Source organism: Alteromonas nitratireducens, from assembly GCF_040812025.1.
Lineage (GTDB): Bacteria > Pseudomonadota > Gammaproteobacteria > Enterobacterales > Alteromonadaceae > Alteromonas > Alteromonas nitratireducens.
The window spans coordinates 119,482-137,742 of the sequence record NZ_JBFNPK010000003.1 but is presented as its reverse complement, the minus strand read 5'-3'; the positions used below and the strand labels follow the sequence as shown (position 1 = coordinate 137,742).

General features: G+C 55.1%; 19 protein-coding genes. 10 read left to right on the top strand and 9 right to left on the bottom strand.

Translation table 11 applies throughout. The features are described 5' to 3' along the window. The first annotated feature begins 44 nt into the window (after positions 1-44). The gene (gene secB / locus AB1N33_RS04540) at positions 45-551 is read left to right on the top strand and encodes a protein-export chaperone SecB (protein WP_411270356.1); all 507 of its coding nucleotides are present in this window, start codon (positions 45-47) and stop codon (positions 549-551) included. A 5-nt stretch (positions 552-556) separates the two neighbouring features. Next, positions 557-1,570, top strand: coding sequence for an NAD(P)H-dependent glycerol-3-phosphate dehydrogenase (gpsA, locus tag AB1N33_RS04535; RefSeq protein WP_411270355.1), 1,014 nt, complete (start codon positions 557-559; stop codon positions 1,568-1,570). 34 nt (positions 1,571-1,604) lie between these two features. Here the strand turns inward: gpsA and trmL are convergent, their stop codons facing one another. Genes trmL through AB1N33_RS04515 form a run of 4 tightly spaced genes read right to left on the bottom strand, consistent with a single transcriptional unit; the run spans position 1,605 to position 5,207 of the window. Continuing rightward, the gene (trmL, locus tag AB1N33_RS04530; protein WP_411270354.1) at positions 1,605-2,069 is read right to left on the bottom strand and encodes a tRNA (uridine(34)/cytosine(34)/5-carboxymethylaminomethyluridine(34)-2'-O)-methyltransferase TrmL; all 465 of its coding nucleotides are present in this window, start codon (positions 2,067-2,069) and stop codon (positions 1,605-1,607) included. A 57-nt stretch (positions 2,070-2,126) separates the two neighbouring features. Next, the gene (locus tag AB1N33_RS04525; protein ID WP_411270353.1) at positions 2,127-3,101 is read right to left on the bottom strand and encodes an alpha/beta fold hydrolase; all 975 of its coding nucleotides are present in this window, start codon (positions 3,099-3,101) and stop codon (positions 2,127-2,129) included. Next, on the bottom strand, positions 3,067-4,470 hold the full coding sequence (locus AB1N33_RS04520; RefSeq protein ID WP_411270352.1) for an ATP-binding protein: 1,404 nt from the start codon (positions 4,468-4,470) through the stop codon (positions 3,067-3,069). Before AB1N33_RS04520 ends, AB1N33_RS04525 begins: the two co-directional genes overlap by 35 nt. Continuing rightward, entirely contained in the window at positions 4,467-5,207 is a 741-nt protein-coding gene (locus AB1N33_RS04515) for a response regulator (protein WP_411270351.1), read from the bottom strand. Before AB1N33_RS04515 ends, AB1N33_RS04520 begins: the two co-directional genes overlap by 4 nt. Positions 5,208-5,387: 180 nt before the next feature. On the opposite strand from AB1N33_RS04515, the gene AB1N33_RS04510 reads away from it, so the two are divergent. Beyond that, on the top strand, positions 5,388-6,143 hold the full coding sequence (locus AB1N33_RS04510; RefSeq protein ID WP_411270350.1) for a Spy/CpxP family protein refolding chaperone: 756 nt from the start codon (positions 5,388-5,390) through the stop codon (positions 6,141-6,143). A gap of 30 nt (positions 6,144-6,173) precedes the next feature. On the opposite strand, the gene AB1N33_RS04505 is transcribed toward AB1N33_RS04510, so the two are convergent. Then, positions 6,174-6,590: a methylglyoxal synthase gene (locus AB1N33_RS04505; protein WP_411270349.1), complete on the bottom strand. Its 417-nt coding sequence runs from the start codon at positions 6,588-6,590 to the stop codon at positions 6,174-6,176. A 237-nt stretch (positions 6,591-6,827) separates the two neighbouring features. Between AB1N33_RS04505 and AB1N33_RS04500 the strand changes: the two genes are divergently transcribed. The 7 genes from AB1N33_RS04500 (at position 6,828) to argA (ending at position 13,693) form a co-directional block, all read left to right on the top strand. Continuing rightward, positions 6,828-6,974: a hypothetical protein gene (locus AB1N33_RS04500; protein WP_411270348.1), complete on the top strand. Its 147-nt coding sequence runs from the start codon at positions 6,828-6,830 to the stop codon at positions 6,972-6,974. A gap of 80 nt (positions 6,975-7,054) precedes the next feature. Further along, positions 7,055-8,068, top strand: a complete 1,014-nt coding sequence (argC, locus tag AB1N33_RS04495; RefSeq protein WP_411270347.1) for an N-acetyl-gamma-glutamyl-phosphate reductase — start codon at positions 7,055-7,057, stop codon at positions 8,066-8,068. Beyond that, complete coding sequence (gene argB, locus AB1N33_RS04490) at positions 8,065-8,856, top strand: acetylglutamate kinase (protein ID WP_411270346.1); 792 nt, start codon at positions 8,065-8,067, stop codon at positions 8,854-8,856. Before argC ends, argB begins: the two co-directional genes overlap by 4 nt. Then, positions 8,853-9,767, top strand: coding sequence for an ornithine carbamoyltransferase (locus tag AB1N33_RS04485; protein WP_411270345.1), 915 nt, complete (start codon positions 8,853-8,855; stop codon positions 9,765-9,767). Before argB ends, AB1N33_RS04485 begins: the two co-directional genes overlap by 4 nt. 12 nt (positions 9,768-9,779) lie before the next feature. Further along, entirely contained in the window at positions 9,780-10,982 is a 1,203-nt protein-coding gene (locus tag AB1N33_RS04480) for an argininosuccinate synthase (protein WP_411270344.1), read from the top strand. A gap of 11 nt (positions 10,983-10,993) precedes the next feature. Beyond that, complete coding sequence (gene argH, locus AB1N33_RS04475) at positions 10,994-12,376, top strand: argininosuccinate lyase (protein WP_411270343.1); 1,383 nt, start codon at positions 10,994-10,996, stop codon at positions 12,374-12,376. Positions 12,377-12,382: 6 nt separating this feature from the next. After that, on the top strand, positions 12,383-13,693 hold the full coding sequence (gene argA / locus AB1N33_RS04470) for an amino-acid N-acetyltransferase (RefSeq protein WP_411270342.1): 1,311 nt from the start codon (positions 12,383-12,385) through the stop codon (positions 13,691-13,693). Positions 13,694-13,710: 17 nt separating this feature from the next. Here argA and AB1N33_RS04465 read toward each other — a convergent pair whose 3' ends face one another. The 4 genes from AB1N33_RS04465 to AB1N33_RS04450 all read right to left on the bottom strand — a co-directional run bounded on the left by AB1N33_RS04465 (position 13,711) and on the right by AB1N33_RS04450 (position 18,255). Then, positions 13,711-13,989, bottom strand: coding sequence for a hypothetical protein (locus AB1N33_RS04465; protein WP_411270341.1), 279 nt, complete (start codon positions 13,987-13,989; stop codon positions 13,711-13,713). 63 nt (positions 13,990-14,052) lie between these two features. Next, the gene (locus tag AB1N33_RS04460; RefSeq protein WP_411270340.1) at positions 14,053-14,919 is read right to left on the bottom strand and encodes an alpha/beta fold hydrolase; all 867 of its coding nucleotides are present in this window, start codon (positions 14,917-14,919) and stop codon (positions 14,053-14,055) included. Positions 14,920-14,939: 20 nt separating this feature from the next. After that, complete coding sequence (locus tag AB1N33_RS04455; protein ID WP_411270339.1) at positions 14,940-16,424, bottom strand: flavin-containing monooxygenase; 1,485 nt, start codon at positions 16,422-16,424, stop codon at positions 14,940-14,942. 49 nt (positions 16,425-16,473) lie between these two features. Next, positions 16,474-18,255, bottom strand: coding sequence for a response regulator (locus tag AB1N33_RS04450; RefSeq protein WP_411270338.1), 1,782 nt, complete (start codon positions 18,253-18,255; stop codon positions 16,474-16,476). Between the last annotated feature and the right edge of the window lie 6 nt (positions 18,256-18,261).

The following is an 18,261-nucleotide window of genomic DNA, read 5'->3' as shown; positions in this document are numbered from 1 at the left end:
CGGCAGGCAGCGCTAAATAATTATAACGAAGATTAGGATTTATCATGTCTGAACAAAATCAAAACACCAACGCTGACGCGGCACAGGGTCAGGGTCCTCAACTGAACATTCAGCGTATTTACACCAAAGACATTTCATTTGAATCGCCAAATTCACCGGCTATTTTCATGAAAGAATGGAAGCCGGAAGTGAAGCTGGATCTGGACACCAAAACCAGCAAAATTGACGAAGGGCTGTACGAAGTTGTGCTGTCTGTCACAGTCACCGCGACGATGGGCGAAGAGACCGCGTTTCTGTGTGAAGTTGAGCAGGCCGGCATCTTTGCTATCGGTGATATGCCAGAGCCAAACAAAGCTCATACGCTGGGCGCATTCTGCCCGAATGTACTGTTCCCGTATGCCCGCGAAACCATCTCGAACCTGGTCAACCGTGGTACTTTCCCGGCACTGAACCTGGCGCCGGTTAACTTCGATGCCATCTTTGCAGCCTACCTGCAACGCCGTGCTCAGCAGGCTCAGGATGGTGAGCAACCACAACAGCTGGACGCCTGATTAACGTGAAGCCCGATACACAGGCTGTCTCGGTATTAGGGGCAGGGTCGTATGGCACTGCCCTGGCGTTTTGTCTGGCCCGCAATGGCGTACCAACCCGCATATGGGGTCGCGATGCGGCGCACATGCAAAGCCTTGCCGACAAGCGTGAGAACGAACGTTATCTGCCTGGCGCACCGTTTCCTGAACAACTGAGCGTAGAGCCCGACCTGGCAGCTGCGGTTGCAGCCAGCCGGGACATTCTCGTTGTGGTACCCAGCCACGCGTTTAAGGCCATGCTTGAAGCCCTGAAGCCGCTGCTGGACGATTCACACAGAATCATCTGGGCCACCAAGGGACTCGAGCCGGGTACCGGACGGCTGCTGCGTGATGTTGCGCTGGATGTGCTGGGCGATAAATACCCTCTCGCTGTACTGTCCGGCCCCACGTTCGCCAAAGAAATGGTGCAGGGCTTACCCACCGCTATTTCGCTGTCGTCTACCGACGAGGCACTGAGCGATGAGTTTGCCGCGAAACTGCATTGTGCACGTTCTTTCCGGGTGTATAAAAACCCTGATTTCACCGGCGTGCAGCTTGGCGGTGCGGTCAAAAATGTCATCGCCATTGGCGCCGGTCTGGCTGACGGACTGGGATTCGGTGCTAACGCCCGTACGGCGCTTATCACCCGCGGTCTGGCTGAATTAACCCGACTCGGTGTGAAGCTCGGTGCTCAGCCTGAAACCTTTATGGGTATGGCAGGGCTCGGCGATCTGGTGCTGACCTGTACCGACAATCAGTCACGTAACCGGCGTTTCGGTCTGGCACTGGGCCAGGGCAAATCGGTAGACGACGCAATGACAGAAATTGGTCAGGTTGTAGAAGGCTACCGCAATACCGAGGAAGTGCATATTTTGTCGCAGCGGCTGGGTGTGGAAATGCCTATCTGCGAGCAGATCTATGATGTGCTGTACCATGGCAAAGCGCCAAAGGATGCAGCACTCGCACTACTTGGCAGAGATCTGAAAAGCGAAACTGCGTAATCACGATGCTGACGTTATCAACGCGTCAGCTTCGTTATCTTGCCCCTTCAAATCCCAGCTGACGCCAGCTTTCATACACAAACACCGATACTGCATTTGACAGGTTCATGCTCCGGCTGTCCGGCCGCATCGGAATGCGCACTCGCTGCTGGGCAGGCAGTGACTCAATGATCTCGTTCGGCAGGCCTTTGGTTTCAGGGCCAAATAACAGCGCATCCCCGCGTTGATACTGCACGTCACTGTGGAATGCTTTGCCTTTGGTGGTACAGGCAAATACTCTGCCCGGCTGACAGGCCGCCAGATAAGCGTCCAGTGACGCATGACGTCTGACGTCGGCAAACTCATGATAGTCCAGGCCGGCCCGGCGGATCCGCTTGTCATCCCACGCGAAACCCAGCGGTTCTATCAGATGCAGCGCAAAGCCACTATTGGCACATAAACGAATGATATTGCCCGTGTTGGGTGGGATCTCAGGCTGATACAGCACAATGTCTAACATGACGGGTCACCACAGATGAAAAAGGGGCGCTAAGCATAATTTACCGTAACAGCGCCCTCAAGCACTGTCGGCGTGAAAAAAGTCGAAAATATCCGACAGCACCGGATTGCGGTACTCATCACTTTCGTTAAACAGCTCATGATGCGCGTGCGGGATAATTTTTAAAGTCACATCCGGAATGGTTGTCACCACCCGGCGCTGACGACGGTTATCAATAATGGTATCGCCATCGGCACTGAATACCAGTAACGGCGTGGTGATAGTGCGCGCGTGGCGCTCGATAGCATCCATTGCCTGCTGCGCCGCATCCAGCCACTCGCTGGTGACGCCACCCAGCTGGATTTGCGGATGGTCATCATACAGCTGACGAAACAGGGCATAACGTATTTTGCTGTGAGTGAGTTTATTAAGCGAATACGGAAACGCAACGTACGGTGTCTGCCCGAAGAAATACCCACTTTGCCGCTTACGCAGGCGATTCCAGCGCAAACCAACACCAATCAGCAAGTCTGACAACCAGACAGGTAAGGCCGGCCTGACACCAAACATCGGTGAGGCGAGTACCGCCTTATCAAAGAAATCCGGCTCCCGTATCAGCGTCAGTGCGCCGATGGCTCCGCCCATGGAGTGACACAGCAGATAACGCTTGCCGACCTGTCGCGGAAGTACGATGTCGCGACAAAACGCCAGCAGGTCGTCAACATAGTCATCAAAGGAGTCTACGTAACCGTGCTGTCTGTCCTGTGTCATGCGGCCTGACAATCCCTGACCACGATGATCCGGAATGAACACCGCAAAGCCATTCTGATACAGGTCATAAATCAGCTCTTTGTACTTCAGCAACGACTCGATACGACCCGAGCTGATAACAACCGTGTGCCTGGCCTGTGCAGGAATACACCACGCGTAATGCACTGTGATATTGTCCTTGCCCATGAAGGTGCCCTGCTCGACCTGGTTTTCCCAGAAGTCATTGAGGGTAGTGGTGAAATGTTCGTTAAGTTGGCGTTCCGTTGTCAGCGTCCAGTTCATCGTCAGTATCATCGAGGGGGAATCGCATGGTGACCTTTAGCCCCCCTTCACCTAAAGGTTCAGCATGAATACTGCCATGATGCATTTCGATGGCGGCCTTTGCAATGGACAAGCCCAGCCCGACACCGCCTGATTCCCGCTCACGAGCGTCAGATGTGCGGTAAAACGGTGCAAAAATCTTCCCGCATTCCTCCCGGGTCAGCCCCGGTCCGTCATCACAGACCTGCATTTCCCAGTATCTGTCGCACACCGCTACATGCACATGGACATGCTGCGTGGCGTAGTGAATGGCATTACGCACCACATTTTCCAGTGCCCGTACACACAGCTCCGGGTCAACACGCACAGCACGCTCAGGAATAGGAGCCATGGTCAGCGCTTTATCCTGTCCCTTTGCCTCAAACTGCGCATCCTGCAGCCAGTCTTCACACAACGCTGACAAGCCGACGGTCTGACGACGAAGTGCGCCGGCTTCGGTACGGCTTAATGTCAGCAACTGGGCAATCAGACTCTCCATCCTGTCTGCCTCACGTTCGATCCGCTCAAGCAGTTGAGGATCCACTTTCTTCTGATGCGCGATGCCAAGCCCCATTTGCAGTCGGGCTAGCGGCGATCGCAGTTCGTGAGATATGTCTGCCAGCAGGCGCTGTTGCGCCTGCCACATTGACTCGAGCTGAGCGGCCATGGCATTAAAGTCACGGGCCAGCTGACCCACTTCGTCCTTTCGCTTTGTCGCATTGCCTACCCGCGACTGCCAGTTACCCCGCGCAAGCTCGCCGGTGGCATGCTGAATCGTCAGCAGCGGGCGTACCAAAGAACGGGCAAACCAGTAAGACAGGGCTGCACTAATCACCACGGCCAGCGCAATCATGACAAACAGGGTGGGACGGTGCGGCGGGCGTTCGTCCAGTCTCATCAGAAACAGCGCCTGTTCGCGTCCGTCATAGTCAGCCCTGACCGGCCCGGTAATGCGCACGATGCCGCGACGAAGCGCGATAGGTGAGCGCTGACTGGCCGCCTGCTTAAGGTCGCGGATATCATCAGGGCGCAGCGGTGGCCCCATACCACGGACAATGTCACCGCTTTGTGTATCGAGCGCAACCACATTGCCGCGTACGGTACGGGATACCCGGGTCAGTATCGCGTCAAGTGGCCGGTATGCCGCCCGCTTTCCCTCAAGTATGGCTGCCACCTGGTTGAGCGAGGTAATGTCTTCTGGCGCGGCGGCGGCGACGCTGAGTTCCTCCGATAACCAGCGTGCGCTGACCACTGCAATGACAGCGGTGATCAGACAGGTCAGCCAGAACCACAGGAAAACCCGGCCAACCAGCCTGCGGGTCGGATTAAGCTGCCTCAGTAAACCGTTCATGGCTGAACAAACAAATAACCGGCACCGCGAATTGTTTTGATTCGTTCAGGCGTCGAGTGTTCGGCCATTTTTTTGCGCAGGTTGCTGACATGCATATCGATACTGCGGTCATACGCCATCAGGCGCTTCCCCAGGGCCTTTTCACTGATGGTTTGTTTCGTTACCCGCTGACCGGCATGCAGCATCAGCAGATGCAAGATGGCAAACTCGGTACCGGTTAACTGCAGCGGCGCACCATCAATTGCTACCGACTGACTGGCGTGACACAGCGTGACACCGCCCAGGCTCAGCTGCTGCTCGCCCGCCGACGACAACGCGATGTCCTGGCGCCGGAAGAAAGCGCGAATTCGTGCCACCAGTTCACGGTGATTAAACGGCTTTGGCAGGTAGTCATCGGCCCCCAGTTCCAGTCCCAGAATACGATCATAGTCGTCGCCACGTGCGGTCAGCATGAGCACCGGCGTCGTATGGGTTGTTCGCAGCCGTTTCAGCACGTCAAAGCCGTCCATTTTTGGCATCATGACATCCAGCAGGATCAGGTCGTAGCTGCTGCCACAGGTAGCCTCTGCCAGGCCAGCCTGGCCATCGTGCTCTACTGCAACCCGGTAACCCGCCTCGGTGAGATAATCAGACAGCAATGCGGTCAGCTCAGTATCGTCATCAATGATCAGCAGGGACTGTAAGGACGGCCGGCTGGTATCCGACAGGCTTGTCTGGGGAGCATGGTGTAGTGTCATGGTTTTTCCGGTTCTGGCCACTGGCTATCGTTGTTTCTCATCGACACTATTAAGCATACTAAGTTCCGCGTCAGGCTGGCACAGGATGTCGCTGTCTTTACACAAGCTTTACACTTTGCTGACGCTGCTTTGCATTGTGCACGCTAGGCTGTCAGTGTCGATAAAACGAGGAGACGCGTTATGACATCACATCTTATCCGCACACTGGTGCTCGCTTCGGTTCTTACCGCCGGCAGTGCCATCGCCCATCCTGGCAATGAAAGCCCCCGCCCGGCCGGCGGTATCATAAAAACAATGCAGTCGCTGTCGCTGACAGATCAGCAACGCGCTGAGGTAAAGTCACTCATGAAGGCGTGGCGGGCAGATCGCACCGACCAGCCGCCACGGGGAAACGCTGCGCGACTTTTTGCACTGGCAGAACAGGACGAGAAGACACTACGCAGCACGGTGACTGAGCAGGTCGACGCGCGCCTGCAACATGCGCTGGCACGGGCTGAACTGCACCATGCATTGTATGCCCTGCTTGATAGCGAACAGCAGGCGACGCTCATCAGTAAACTCAATCAACACCAACCTGAACGTCTGCCACCCCAAGCACGCATGCACAGGCTCCTGAATAAACTGGACCTGACTCCGGAACAGCGCGAAACCGTGTCACCGCTGCTTGAGGATGCAGAGAGTCTGTTCACGGCGCAGCACCAGCTCATGCGCAGCATTCGCTCTGCACAGCAGGGGATAGTGTTCAGCGATCGTTTCTCTGAATCTGCGTGGCAGGCCGCGCTTGAGCCCTACCGCGCCGGTCTGCTTGATAATGCCATTGCGGGCGCGCTGACAATGCAGCAGGTCTTTGCCGTACTGGATGACGCCCAGAAGCAGACGCTGAGCGACATGCTGGAACGGCGGCGAGAGCACGCATCAGCACGCCGCCATGGATAAATGGATGGCCGGGTATGATTACCCGGCCTGTTATTTTCCGTAATCCGGACGAGGGGGACGATGTGCCTCAGACAAAAACTGTGGTGACGTAACCATCAGGTCAGCGGTCGCACTGGTACAGGCAACCGGGATATTCCATACCGAACAAAGACGCAGCAATGCTTTTACGTCGGGATCATGCGGGGCCGGATTGAGCGGATCCCAGAAGAAGAACAGCGCATCCAGCGTTCCTTCGGCGATCAACGCGCCAATTTGCTGGTCACCACCAAGCGGACCACTTTTAAGCCGCTGAACGGTCAGTCCGGTCTTTTCCTGAATCATGCCACCCGTTGTGCCGGTTGCAACCAGACGGCACTGCTGCATCACCGCCATATGTTTTTTCACCCAGTCCAGCAATTCCGCTTTTTTGTGGTCATGGGCGACCAACGCTACTGTAAATTCGCTCATCGCAGTTCCTTACCGTTATAAACATATAAATATTCAACCCAAACGATGCTGGGGTCAACGGCATAGTCTTATGAAATTTAATAAGATGAACTGGCATAACCAAAACAATAATATAAAATATTTATACATTTTTATTGCATATTTATTCCAATTGAGTAGACTCTGGCATTGTCACAAATGCTTCATTCCGTTGTGTGATGCTGACAACGTGATGAACAGGGTTTACAGGAATACACAATGACAGGTAACAGCATGGGTGCGACCACCCAGGTTGATGACAAACAGAATGCTCCCTCTCCCCTGGCTGGCTACGCCTGGCGGGACGCGCGACGATGTCTGTTGCACGTTCGTGCTTACCGTGTAGCACACTTTTTACCTTTGTAACGCGGTAAGCACGGCTGACTTGTCAGTCCGTTACAAAGGTAAAAAGTGGATTTTTTCTCGATTTAACGCATGCTTAATTTATGACTCACGTTGCCATTTTAGGCGCCAGTGGCTATACCGGCGCACAGTTAGTAAAACTTGTTGAACGTCACCCACACCTGACACTCACGCATACCTGCGTGTCGGCAAACAGTGCTGACGCGGGTAAGCCGATTGGTGAATTGCATGGTGATCTTGCGCATCTCAATCACACCCTGACGCCCATCGACGACGAGCTGCTCGCCATGCTTGCCAGTCGCGACGGCCTGATCTTTCTGGCAACCCCTCACGAGGCCAGTCATGACTGGATGCCCGTGCTGCGAAGCGCAAACGCAACGGTCCTCGATTTGTCCGGCGCATTTCGTATTAAAGACAAAGCGCTGTTCAGTCACTTTTATGGTTTCAGCCATGCCCACCCGGGATTGCTGGATGACGCCGTGTATGGCCTGGCAGAATGGTACGCAGAGTCGATTGCAGCGGCTAAACTGATTGCTGTTCCCGGCTGCTACCCGACAGCCAGCCTGACCGCATTGAAGCCGCTTATCCACCACGCACTTATCGATCCTTCACTGTATCCGGTAATCAATGCTGTGTCCGGCGTCACCGGCGCCGGTCGTAAGGCGAGTCTGACCACCAGCTTTTGCGAAGTCAGCCTCAACGCCTATGGTGTGCTCGGCCATCGGCATACGCCTGAAATCAGCGCCTATCTCGGTGTCCCGGTTATTTTTACCCCCCATCTGGGGAATTTTAAGCGCGGTATCCTGGCCACCATCACGGTGAAAATACGCCCGGGCGTCACCGCCAGTGACATCCACGATGCCTATCAGCGTGCTTACGAAGAGACGCCGCTGGTTCGTTTGCGTGGCTCACAACCTAAGATTGACGATGTGGTGAATACTCCCTTCGCAGACGTGCACTACGTGGTCGACGAAAACAGCGGCTATGCCGTGATCACCTGTGCTATCGACAACCTGATGAAAGGTGCAGCATCCCAGGCTATCCAGTGCGCCAACCTGGTTTGTCAGTGGCCTGTTGCCACAGGACTACTGCCATGACAGCAAACCCGGTTGTCATCAAAGTGGGTGGCGCACTGCTAGAACGTCACGACGCCATGACCCGGTTGTTCGACAGCATTCATGCAGTCAGTGCACAGCGGACGGTTGTTTTAGTGCATGGTGGCGGCCCGGTGGTAGAACACTGGATGGAAAAGCTGTCGCTGCCTACCCGTAAAATTGATGGTTTGCGGGTCACGCCCGATGAGGACATGCCGTTTATTTGTGGTGCCCTGGCAGGGCACTCGAATACCACATTATGCGCAGTTGCTGCAGCATGTGGCCTGGCGCCGGTAGGCCTTTCACTGGCCGATGGCAACATGGTCACATGTACACCGCTGGATAAGAAATACGGCGCGGTAGGCAGCGTCACACCTGCCGATCCTGCCCTGCTAACGACGTTGCTGGCCGGTCATTTTGTGCCTGTGATCAGTTCTATCGGCTGCGACCAGCACGGCAGGCTGCTGAATATAAATGCAGATCAGGCTGCCACGGTCATTGCCAAACTGCTGCGCGCTGAATTACTGCTGCTTTCCAACGTCGACGGCGTGCTCGACGGCAACCGGCAGTTATTGCCTGTACTCACTGCCAGCGAACTTAATGCGCTCTCTGACAGCGGTGTGGTTACCGACGGCATGAAAGTGAAAACCGATGCGGCGCTTGACGCAGCCAATGCGCTCGGTCGCGCCGTTATTATTGCAAGCTGGGATGCGCCGGTCAGCGCGATCCTTGCCCACCAGACCGGTACCCGTTTGTTGCCGTCTGACGCCCCAACAGGAGATGTACAATGAAACAGGATTTGCTGACGTTTGCCAACTGGACACCCGATGCCATGCATCAGTTACTGTCACTGGCCGTGGAAATTAAAAACTCACCACACAGTTACAGCCAGGTACTGGCAGGCAAGTCCGTGGTGGCCTTATTTGAAAAGCCCTCGCTGCGTACCCGGGTGAGTTTCGATATTGGGATTAACCGGCTGGGCGGCCATATGGTGTACCTGGACAGTCAGGCCGGCAAGCTCGCCGGGCGTGAAGATGCCGTTGATATGGCCGCTAACCTGGCATGCTGGGCCGATGCGATTGTCGCGCGGGTGTTTTCACATCATACCCTTGAGCAGTTTGCTGCTGCCGCACGCGTGCCTGTGATCAACGCGCTGTGCGACCGGTATCATCCGTGTCAGGGACTGGCAGATTATTTAACCCTGTTTGAGCGGTTCGGCAGGACAGAAGGCCTGACCATGGCCTATATTGGTGATGGCAATAATGTGACGCATTCTCTGTTACTGGTCGGCGCGCTGCTTGGCTGTCATCAGGTGGTGGTTACGCCGCCCGGTCATGAACCTGACGCGGAGATTGTCAGCAAAGCGACCGCCATTGGTCAGCACACCGGCGCAACGGTGACTGTCAGCAACGACCTCGCGGCGGCACGCGGTGCAGACGTGCTGTATACCGATACCTGGCTGTCGATGGGCGATGAAACGCCGCTGTCAGCCATCAAGGATACATTCATGCCCTATCAGCTTAATGATACGCTGATGAAAGAAACCGGGGCTGCGTATGTCATGCACTGCCAGCCTGCACATCGCGATCTGGAAATCACCAGCTCGCTGATAGACGGTGACACCTCACTGCTTATGCAGCAGGCGGAGAACCGTATGCACGGTCAGAATGCCATTTTAACTCAACTACTTAGTGCCGTTTAAGGACGACATAAAATGCAAAATGTGAAGAAAATTGTACTGGCTTACTCTGGTGGACTGGATACCTCCGCCATCATCCCATGGTTAAAAGAAAACTATGGCTGTGAGGTTGTCGCATTTGCCGCCGACGTAGGCCAGGGTGATGAGGAACTCACCGGCTTGCATGAAAAGGCCATTGCTTCCGGTGCCAGTGAATGCCATATCGTTGACTTAAAAGAAGAATTCGTAAAAGACTACATCTATCCAACGATTACCACAGGTGCCGTCTATGAAGGCGAGTATCTGCTTGGTACCTCGATGGCCCGTCCGGTGATTGCCAAAGCCCAGGTCGAGATCGCCCGTAAAGTCGGAGCAGATGCCCTGAGCCATGGCTGCACCGGCAAAGGCAACGATCAGGTACGCTTTGAGAGTACCTTTGCAGCGCTGGCGCCAGATTTGAAAGTCATCGCGCCATGGCGTGAATGGGACATGGTCTCGCGCGAAGATCTGCTTGATTACCTGGCCAAACGGAATATCCCGACCACCGCCTCCGCCACCAAAATCTACAGTCGCGATGCCAATGCGTGGCACATTTCGCACGAAGGCGGCGAACTGGAGGATCCATGGTGTGAACCATCCAAACAGGTATGGACATTAACCGTCGACCCGGAAGACGCACCGGATACGCCAGAGCGGGTAATGCTGACTTTCAACGAGGGTAAGCTTACACATGTTAACGACGAAGCGTTGTCACCGTATCAGGCGCTGGTCAGACTCAACACTCTGGCTGCGGCGCATGGTGTTGGCCGTATTGATATTGTTGAAAACCGTCTGGTTGGCATGAAGTCGCGCGGCTGCTATGAAACGCCGGGAGGCACAGTACTGCTGAAAGCCTACAAAGCGCTGGAAACCATGGTGCTGGACAAAGCCGCACTGAAATACCGCGAGCAGATTGGTCTGGAGTTTTCTCATGTGATGTATGACGGCCGCTGGTTTACTGATCTCAGTCACGCGTTACTCGCCGGCGCGGCGTCGTTTGCGAAAAAAGTTACCGGCGACATCGTCGTTAAGCTCTACAAAGGGCAGGCTACCGTCACCCAGCGTCGCTCGCCGAACAGCCTGTATTCCGAGGACTTTGCCACCTTCGGTGCCGACGATGTCTACGACCAGAAGCATGCGGAAGGCTTTATCAGACTGTTCAGTCTGTCGAGCCGGATTGAAGCACTGAAAAAGCAGTAAGGGAGAGCAGCATGGCATTGTGGGGAGGCCGGTTCGCCGGCAAAGCCAGCAGTATGTTTAAGCAGGTCAACGATTCATTGCCGTTTGACCAGGTCATGGCCGTTCAGGATCTGACCGGCTCCATTGCCTGGTCCCGGGCACTGAAAAACGCCGGCGTGCTGAGTGATAACGAGCAGCAACAGCTTGAACAGGCGCTCAGCGCACTGCGCGAGAAGGCATTGAATGGCGAGCTCGACTTTGCTGCGAGCAGCGAGGAAGACATTCACAGTTTTGTCGAAGCCGCACTGATCGACGAGCTGGGCGATATCGGGCGTAAACTGCATACCGGCCGCAGTCGGAACGATCAGGTTGCGACCGATTTCCGGCTTTGGGTCAGAGAGCATACGGCTTCCTTACGGGCCGACCTGATTGCTCTGGTCCGTGCCCTGCTGAATGTCGCTACCCGCCACCAGCAGGCGATTATCCCCGGCTATACCCACTTGCAGCGCGCGCAGCCGGTGTTGTTCGCGCACTGGTGCCTGGCGTATGTGGAGATGTTTAAACGCGATCTTTCGCGGCTTGACGACATGACAACGCGTCTTAACCAGTGTCCGCTGGGGTGCGGCGCACTGGCAGGCACCACCTATCCGGTTGACCGCCATGCTATTGCCGCCGATCTCGGGTTCGACGGCCCCTGCCTGAACAGTCTGGACGCCGTGTCGGATCGTGATTTTGTGCTGGAGCTGCTGTTTACTGCCAGCACCAGCATGATGCATATGTCCCGTCTGGCCGAGGACCTGATTTTTTATAACAGTGGCGAGGCTGGCTTTTTACAACTCGGCGATGATGTCACTTCCGGCTCGTCGCTGATGCCACAAAAGAAAAATCCGGATGCCCTGGAACTGATGCGCGGCAAATGCGGGCGCGTGTTCGGATCGCTGCAGGCACTGCTGGTCACTATGAAAGGACTGCCGCTGGCGTACAACAAAGACATGCAGGAAGACAAAGAAGGCGCGATTGATGCGGTAAACCAGTGGCACATTTGCCTGAGCATTGCCGTTGAAGTACTCGACTCGCTGTCGCTGAACGAAGCCCGCTGTCGTGAAGCCGCCAGTCAGGGCTTCGCTAATGCCACGGAACTTGCCGATTACCTGGTAGGAAAAGGTATTCCGTTTCGTACCGGCCATGACATTGCAGGTAAAGCGGTGTTGCTGGCTCTGGAAAAAGGCTGCGCCATTGAAGACTTGCCGCTTGAGGCACTTCAGGGTGTCTGCAGTGACATTGATGAGGATGTGTACGAGGTACTGCAACTGGAATACGGTATCAACAAACGCAACGTGCTTGGCGGCACCAGCACCGAAACCGTAACACAGGCGCTGTATCGCGAGTTTGAAATGCTCGATAAGTTAGGATAATAACGCATGGTGCTGGCCCATCAGGACGGGATAAAACTGTTTCGCAGCTCACTGCCTTACATCAATGCACATCAGGGTAAGACCTTTGTGCTGATGTTTGGCGGCGAGGCCATCGAACACCCCAACTTTCCCAACATTATTCACGACATTGCCCTGCTCAACAGTCTTGGCGTGCGGGTGGTGGTGGTTCATGGCGCACGGCCGCAAATAGACCAGCGTGTTGCACTCAGGGGATTAACGCCGCGTTTCGAGTCGGGCGTCAGGATCACCGACAAACAAACGCTGGAGTGCGTAAAAGATGCCGCGGGATCGCTGCGTTCCCAAATGGAAGCGCTGCTGACCATGGGCCTGCCGAACTCGCCTATGCACGGTTCGCAGATACGCGTGTGCTCGGGCAATCTGGTGGTGGCCATGCCGCTGGGAGTAAGAAACGGCATTGACTTCGAGAATACCGGGGTAGTGCGCAGGGTGGATACTACCGGCATCAATGATCACTTAAATGACGGGTCGATTGTGCTGTTGTCCCCGATGGGCTATTCGACTACGGGAGAGGTATTTAACCTCTCACACGAAGATGTCGCGACGCAGGCAGCCATTGCCCTGAAAGCCGACAAGCTGATCGTGTTCTCCAACTACGACGGCATTTTCAATCGCGACGGTAAACTGCTTCGCACTATCGAGCGTCCTCAGCTTGAGCAGCTGATAGCACAGGGGGACATTACCACCGAACCCACGGTGCTGGCGGCGCTGACGACCAGCGTATCGGCAGGCGTTCCGCGCGCGCACTGTATCAGTTATGAAAAGGACGGCGCATTACTGCAGGAGCTGTTTACCCGCGACGGTACCGGTTCGCTGGTCATGGAGCACCATTATGAACAGTTACGGGGGGCCACCATTGAAGATGTGGGCGGGATCCTCAATCTAATCAAGCCGCTGGAAGAGCGCGGCGTGCTGGTTAAACGTTCTCGTGAACGTCTGGAAAATGAAATTTCGCAGTTTATCGTGATTGTGCGTGACGGCATGATTATCGCCTGCGCGGCACTATACCTTTACCCGGATGATGATTGTGCGGAACTTGCCTGCGTAGCAACGCATCAGGACTACCGCGGGAAAAATCGCGGTGAGCGAATTTTGGATGCGGTAAGAGAACGCGCCAAAGACGCCGGCATATCCAGCATCTTTGTGCTCACTACCGTTACTGCGCACTGGTTTCTGGAACACGGTTTTGAGCCGGCAGACATCAGTGTGTTACCGGCGATAAAGAAAGAACTGTACAATTACCAGCGGAACTCGAAGGTGTTCACCCTCAACGTGTAAACACCCGGGGGCGGCGCTTAGCCAACGGCCTGTTGTGCCGGCGCCGTATCTGACCAGTTGAATAAGTGATGATGGCGACGTCCGTCCTGGTCAACAAAGGTAAGTTCACCATCCCACCCGTTTACCCGAAGTGCCTGTGCCATCATGATGAGGTAGGTTTCATAAAGAAAACCGTTCCCCGCGAAGGTATCCCCACGTAGTTTGTTAAACACCTCTTCCAGACCATCCTCTGAGGTCATCAGTGCTCGTCCGTTAAGCAGAAGTTTTTGCGTCGGCTTGCTGTCAGTGAATGTCATACTGCAACCTTTTCTGCTGTTGATGTCTGCCTTACGCAGAATGTAAGGATTCAGATCATTTTTTCAACAGTCAGACAGGAAGGCGGACACGGCATGTGCGCTACGACGTGGCGCTTCCAGCATTGGCATATGCCCGAGATCATCCCAGACAATCAGTTTAAGGTCCGGTCTGAGCACCTGCCATGCACTGGCGGCACTTACATGCGTAAGACGATCCTGTTTGCCCCAGATGATCAGAACCGGCACGCCGGACGAGGCAAACCGGGCATCCGGAGCGGGTGAAGCAATAAAATCGTCAAACAGATGGGCCAGTTGCTTTCGCCGGCGACAATAGTCGTCTGCCAGTGCCGACAGCACTATGCCTGGCATCACTGGCGGGCGCGCCATGGTCATCGGATAAAAACGCCGAAAGTCTTCACGGCTGGTCATCAGAAACACATTCTCACCGCGCGCTAAATGCTGATCATGTTCCGACGGCGTTAGTCCGTATAAGCCGGACGGATCAAATAAAATCACCTGTTCAACCCGCGCCGTATGACTGGCAGCGAGTTGCGCAGCAATTTGTCCGCCCATGCTGTTGCCGGCAATCACCATGCGTGACACTCCCAGACTATCGAGCCAGTGCAGCAGAATACGAATATAATCATCCAGTGCATAACCGGCACGCGGGAGGTAGCTGCTTTCTCCGTGTCCGGGCAGATCAGGAATGAGCACCCGGTAATGCTGAGTAAAATGACGCGCAAAGCGCAGCCACAGGGTTTTGTCTGCACTGAAGCCATGAAGCAGCAAAAGAACCGGCTTGTCAGCGTCATCCGGCGCTGAGTCGTACCAGTGCAGTTGCGTGTCACCGACACACTGATGCTGATGCCGAAAGCCGTACCACCTTGCTTCCAGTGCCGTTACCGCGCGATACAGCCATTGTCCCAGCATTATCATGGTCTCCTTATGAGTTAACTAAATCGATGGTCTTGTGGCCGAAACCGCGATGCCAGGCGCCTGAATGAAAAACTGAAGCCGGGAAACATCGCAATCACCTTGCCACTTTTGCTTTGATACCAGCTATGACAGCCGCCGTTGTGCCATACCGTCTTTTCCATTTCACGATGGACTTTGGTGGTGTAAGCCGTTTCAGCTTCCGCAGTTACCGAAATGGCCTGCTTACCGCGTTGCCGGGTTTCTTCGATACAGCGCCGGATATAGCGCATCTGCGATTCGATGACAAAGATGGCGGAGGTATGGCCGATCCCGGTATTCGGTCCCGTTACCACGAAAAAATTGGGAAAATCAGGAATGGTCGTCCCGAGATAAGCACGTGGATAATCTTCCCAGCGCGATGCCAGTGTTTGCCCCTGCTCCCCGGTTACCGGATAAGAAATCAGGCCGTCCGTTGCATCAAAGCCGGTGGCATAAACCAGAATGTCCGCATCAATATGCTGACCATCAGTCGTGTTGATCCCGGTTTCATCAATCGAGGCAATCCCATGGGTTCTGTCCATCAGTGTCACGTTCTCGCGCTTCAGGGCCGGGTACAGGGTGTTTGACAAAATGACCCGCTTACAACCAATCGTAAAATCAGGGGTCACTTTGCGCTGCATGTCTTCATCGTCAAACGAACTGGCAATAAAACGGCGTGCTGGCCTGCCGGCCAGCCAGTCAAGCAGGCGGGGAGAATATTTAAACCCGATAACCCGTGCTTCCAGCGCCCAGTAAATTCCCCATCGCAACAACCGTGCGATCAGGGGGTTGCGCAGTAGCCTGCGTTGCCAGGATGAAAACCGGTAGTCCGGTCTGGGCAGCACCCAGTGCGGGGTTCGCTGAAATACTGTCAGGTGCTTTACCCCCGGCGCAATAGCCGGGATCACCTGCGCGGCACTGGCGCCGCTACCAATGATGGCAACCCGTTTATTACGGTAATCCACCCTGTTATTCCACTGGTTGGTATGAAACGCATCACCGCGAAAACGCGACTGACCGGGAAACTCAGGGATAACAGGGGTACTCAGCGGACCGCTGGCATTAATCACAAATTGCGCCGACAGCGCAGGCTGCCCGTTCACCTCGATCAGCCAGCGTTGCGGAACCCCATCCCACTGCATTGCCGTCACCGGGCTGTTGAGCCATGTTTTTTCCCTTAGCCGGTACTTGTCAATAACGTGGGTAGTATAGGCTTCAAGCTCGTCCCGCTCTGCGAACATTTGCGTCCAGTCGTACGGCTCAAAACTCAGAGAATAGAGCGGCGATTGCACATCGACTGCCGCACCGGGATAGCGGTTCTGCATCCAGGTCCCGCCCATAAAATCACGACGCTCCAGCAGCACAATATCCTCAATGCCGCGCTTCATAAGTTCAATGGCGGCGCACAGACCTCCAAAGCCCGTGCCAACAATGACTACCTCGTGTTTTTTAATCGTGTCCGTCGCTTTGCTGTCAGACATGCCACGCAATCCTGATACTGACCAGTCAGAAAACTACCACCTCCGGTAGTCAGGACGCAAGTGACAGGTATCGCCTGAGCAGCGCTTTAAGTTCCTGACGTACCACTGGTTTTGCCAGAAAATCGTTCATCCCGGCTGCCCGACAGTTAGCTTCGTCTTCCTTAAAGGCATTGGCCGTGACCGCAATAACAGGCACGCTGAGCCCGTAGGTCTGCCGCAGTGTCCGGGTGGCGGTAATGCCATCCATAACCGGCATCTGCACATCCATCAGTACGAGATCTGCGTCACCATCGGCAAAGAAGTCGAGTGCCTGCTGACCGTTTTCAGCCAGGGAAACCTGACAGCCTTCCGACTCCAGCATATGCCGGATAATCTCGGCGTTCAGTGCATTGTCCTCGACTACCAGTACATGTGCGCTCTGCCCGCCCGACAGGGCAGGCTTAGGCTGGCTGGCCTGCGTCTCGTCCAGTTCACTGTCAGGCACGACCCTGGCCGGCAGCGAAAAAACAAACTCACTGCCCTTGCCCGGCTCTGATGATACGGTCAGCGAGCCATGCATGCGCGAGGCAAGATAACCGGAAATGGTCAGGCCCAGTCCGGAGCCACCGTACAAACGGCCGGTACTGGCGTCAGCCTGAGAGAACTTTTCAAAAATGGCGGCCTGTTTATCGTGAGGAATACCAATGCCTGTGTCGCTGACACAAAATTCCAGCCAGTGCTGTTTGTCTTTGACCGTCATCGCCACAGACAGGGTGACCTCTCCCTGATGGGTAAATTTCACTGCATTGCCAAGCAGGTTGTGTAGTACCTGTGCAATCCGGGTTTCATCCCCTTCTACCCATGGCGGCAACGCCGTGTTTTTTTCGAGCCTGAATGTCAGGCCTTTACGATGACACAATTCCTGATACAGCCCGGATGTATCCTCAAGCAAATGTTCAAGACGGATAGGTGCCTGGCGCAGTTGCAGTTTTCCGGCCTCAATTTTTGCCAGATCGAGAATATCGTTAATCAGCACCAGCAACTGACGTCCGGCCGTTTTGGCTTTTCTGAGGTATTCCGGTGCCTGTTCGGGTTTATCCTGCGCCAGCTCAATCATGCCGAACAGTCCGTTCATTGGCGTGCGTAACTCGTGGCTCATGTTGGCCAGGAATTCTGATTTTGCCTGGTTCGCCAGGTTAGCCTTTTTCTCAGCTTCCCGTGCGGCCCGGTTTGAGCGATTAAGTGCGTTGATAGTGCGTTTGATGCGACGCTCCATCGGCCAGAAAATCACAACACCTTCAGCCACCAGCATGATCAGCGTAACCACCCACAACAGCGTGACAACCTGACTCACCACACGCAGACGCGCCTGCGCGTCCTGCTCGAACAGGGTGACAGCACCATCCAACAGGTGAAGCAGGGTTGCTGTAGGCTTAGCAGTAAACGCCGTGGGAATAGCCGGACAACCACTCTGGTTAAGTACCGTCTCAGCCTGTCGGATGTAATCTTCAGACAGCGCGTCCAGGCCAGGTTCAGCATGATAGTACGTGCGAATGTGCTCAGGCACCGATGACAATGCCATCAGATAGCGGTGATTATCGGCAAACGTGCGGATAGCGTCAGACAATGTCTGCCGGTGCGTCTGTTGCGCCTCGCCACACAACGACAGCCGGGTGATGTTCAGCGAAATACGCTGCGACAACATACGCTGCTGACCTGCCCGGTTGATCACGACCGCATCTTCCTGCTGGTGACTGAGCATAAACAGCATCAGCAGTGTTGATGCGGTCACCACGCCAGCAATAATCACCAGCGCCGTGATATAGCGAAACCGCACTGTCATACGGGCCATGTTCGT

Bases quoted from the DNA above. Each gene is read 5' to 3' on its own strand.
- AB1N33_RS04510 (WP_411270350.1), top strand. From the start codon at position 5,388: ATGACATCACATCTTATCCGCACACTGGTGCTCGCTTCGGTTCTTACC.
- AB1N33_RS04455 (WP_411270339.1), bottom strand. From the start codon at position 16,424: ATGTCTGACAGCAAAGCGACGGACACGATTAAAAAACACGAGGTAGTC.
- argH (WP_411270343.1), top strand. From the start codon at position 10,994: ATGGCATTGTGGGGAGGCCGGTTCGCCGGCAAAGCCAGCAGTATGTTT.
- trmL (WP_411270354.1), bottom strand. From the start codon at position 2,069: ATGTTAGACATTGTGCTGTATCAGCCTGAGATCCCACCCAACACGGGC.
- AB1N33_RS04450 (WP_411270338.1), bottom strand. From the start codon at position 18,255: ATGGCCCGTATGACAGTGCGGTTTCGCTATATCACGGCGCTGGTGATT.
- AB1N33_RS04505 (WP_411270349.1), bottom strand. From the start codon at position 6,590: ATGAGCGAATTTACAGTAGCGTTGGTCGCCCATGACCACAAAAAAGCG.
- argB (WP_411270346.1), top strand. From the start codon at position 8,065: ATGACAGCAAACCCGGTTGTCATCAAAGTGGGTGGCGCACTGCTAGAA.
- argA (WP_411270342.1), top strand. From the start codon at position 12,383: ATGGTGCTGGCCCATCAGGACGGGATAAAACTGTTTCGCAGCTCACTG.
- AB1N33_RS04500 (WP_411270348.1), top strand. From the start codon at position 6,828: ATGACAGGTAACAGCATGGGTGCGACCACCCAGGTTGATGACAAACAG.
- AB1N33_RS04515 (WP_411270351.1), bottom strand. From the start codon at position 5,207: ATGACACTACACCATGCTCCCCAGACAAGCCTGTCGGATACCAGCCGG.
- argC (WP_411270347.1), top strand. From the start codon at position 7,055: ATGACTCACGTTGCCATTTTAGGCGCCAGTGGCTATACCGGCGCACAG.
- AB1N33_RS04520 (WP_411270352.1), bottom strand. From the start codon at position 4,470: ATGAACGGTTTACTGAGGCAGCTTAATCCGACCCGCAGGCTGGTTGGC.
- AB1N33_RS04460 (WP_411270340.1), bottom strand. From the start codon at position 14,919: ATGCTGGGACAATGGCTGTATCGCGCGGTAACGGCACTGGAAGCAAGG.
- AB1N33_RS04525 (WP_411270353.1), bottom strand. From the start codon at position 3,101: ATGAACTGGACGCTGACAACGGAACGCCAACTTAACGAACATTTCACC.
- secB (WP_411270356.1), top strand. From the start codon at position 45: ATGTCTGAACAAAATCAAAACACCAACGCTGACGCGGCACAGGGTCAG.
- AB1N33_RS04485 (WP_411270345.1), top strand. From the start codon at position 8,853: ATGAAACAGGATTTGCTGACGTTTGCCAACTGGACACCCGATGCCATG.
- AB1N33_RS04465 (WP_411270341.1), bottom strand. From the start codon at position 13,989: ATGACATTCACTGACAGCAAGCCGACGCAAAAACTTCTGCTTAACGGA.
- AB1N33_RS04480 (WP_411270344.1), top strand. From the start codon at position 9,780: ATGCAAAATGTGAAGAAAATTGTACTGGCTTACTCTGGTGGACTGGAT.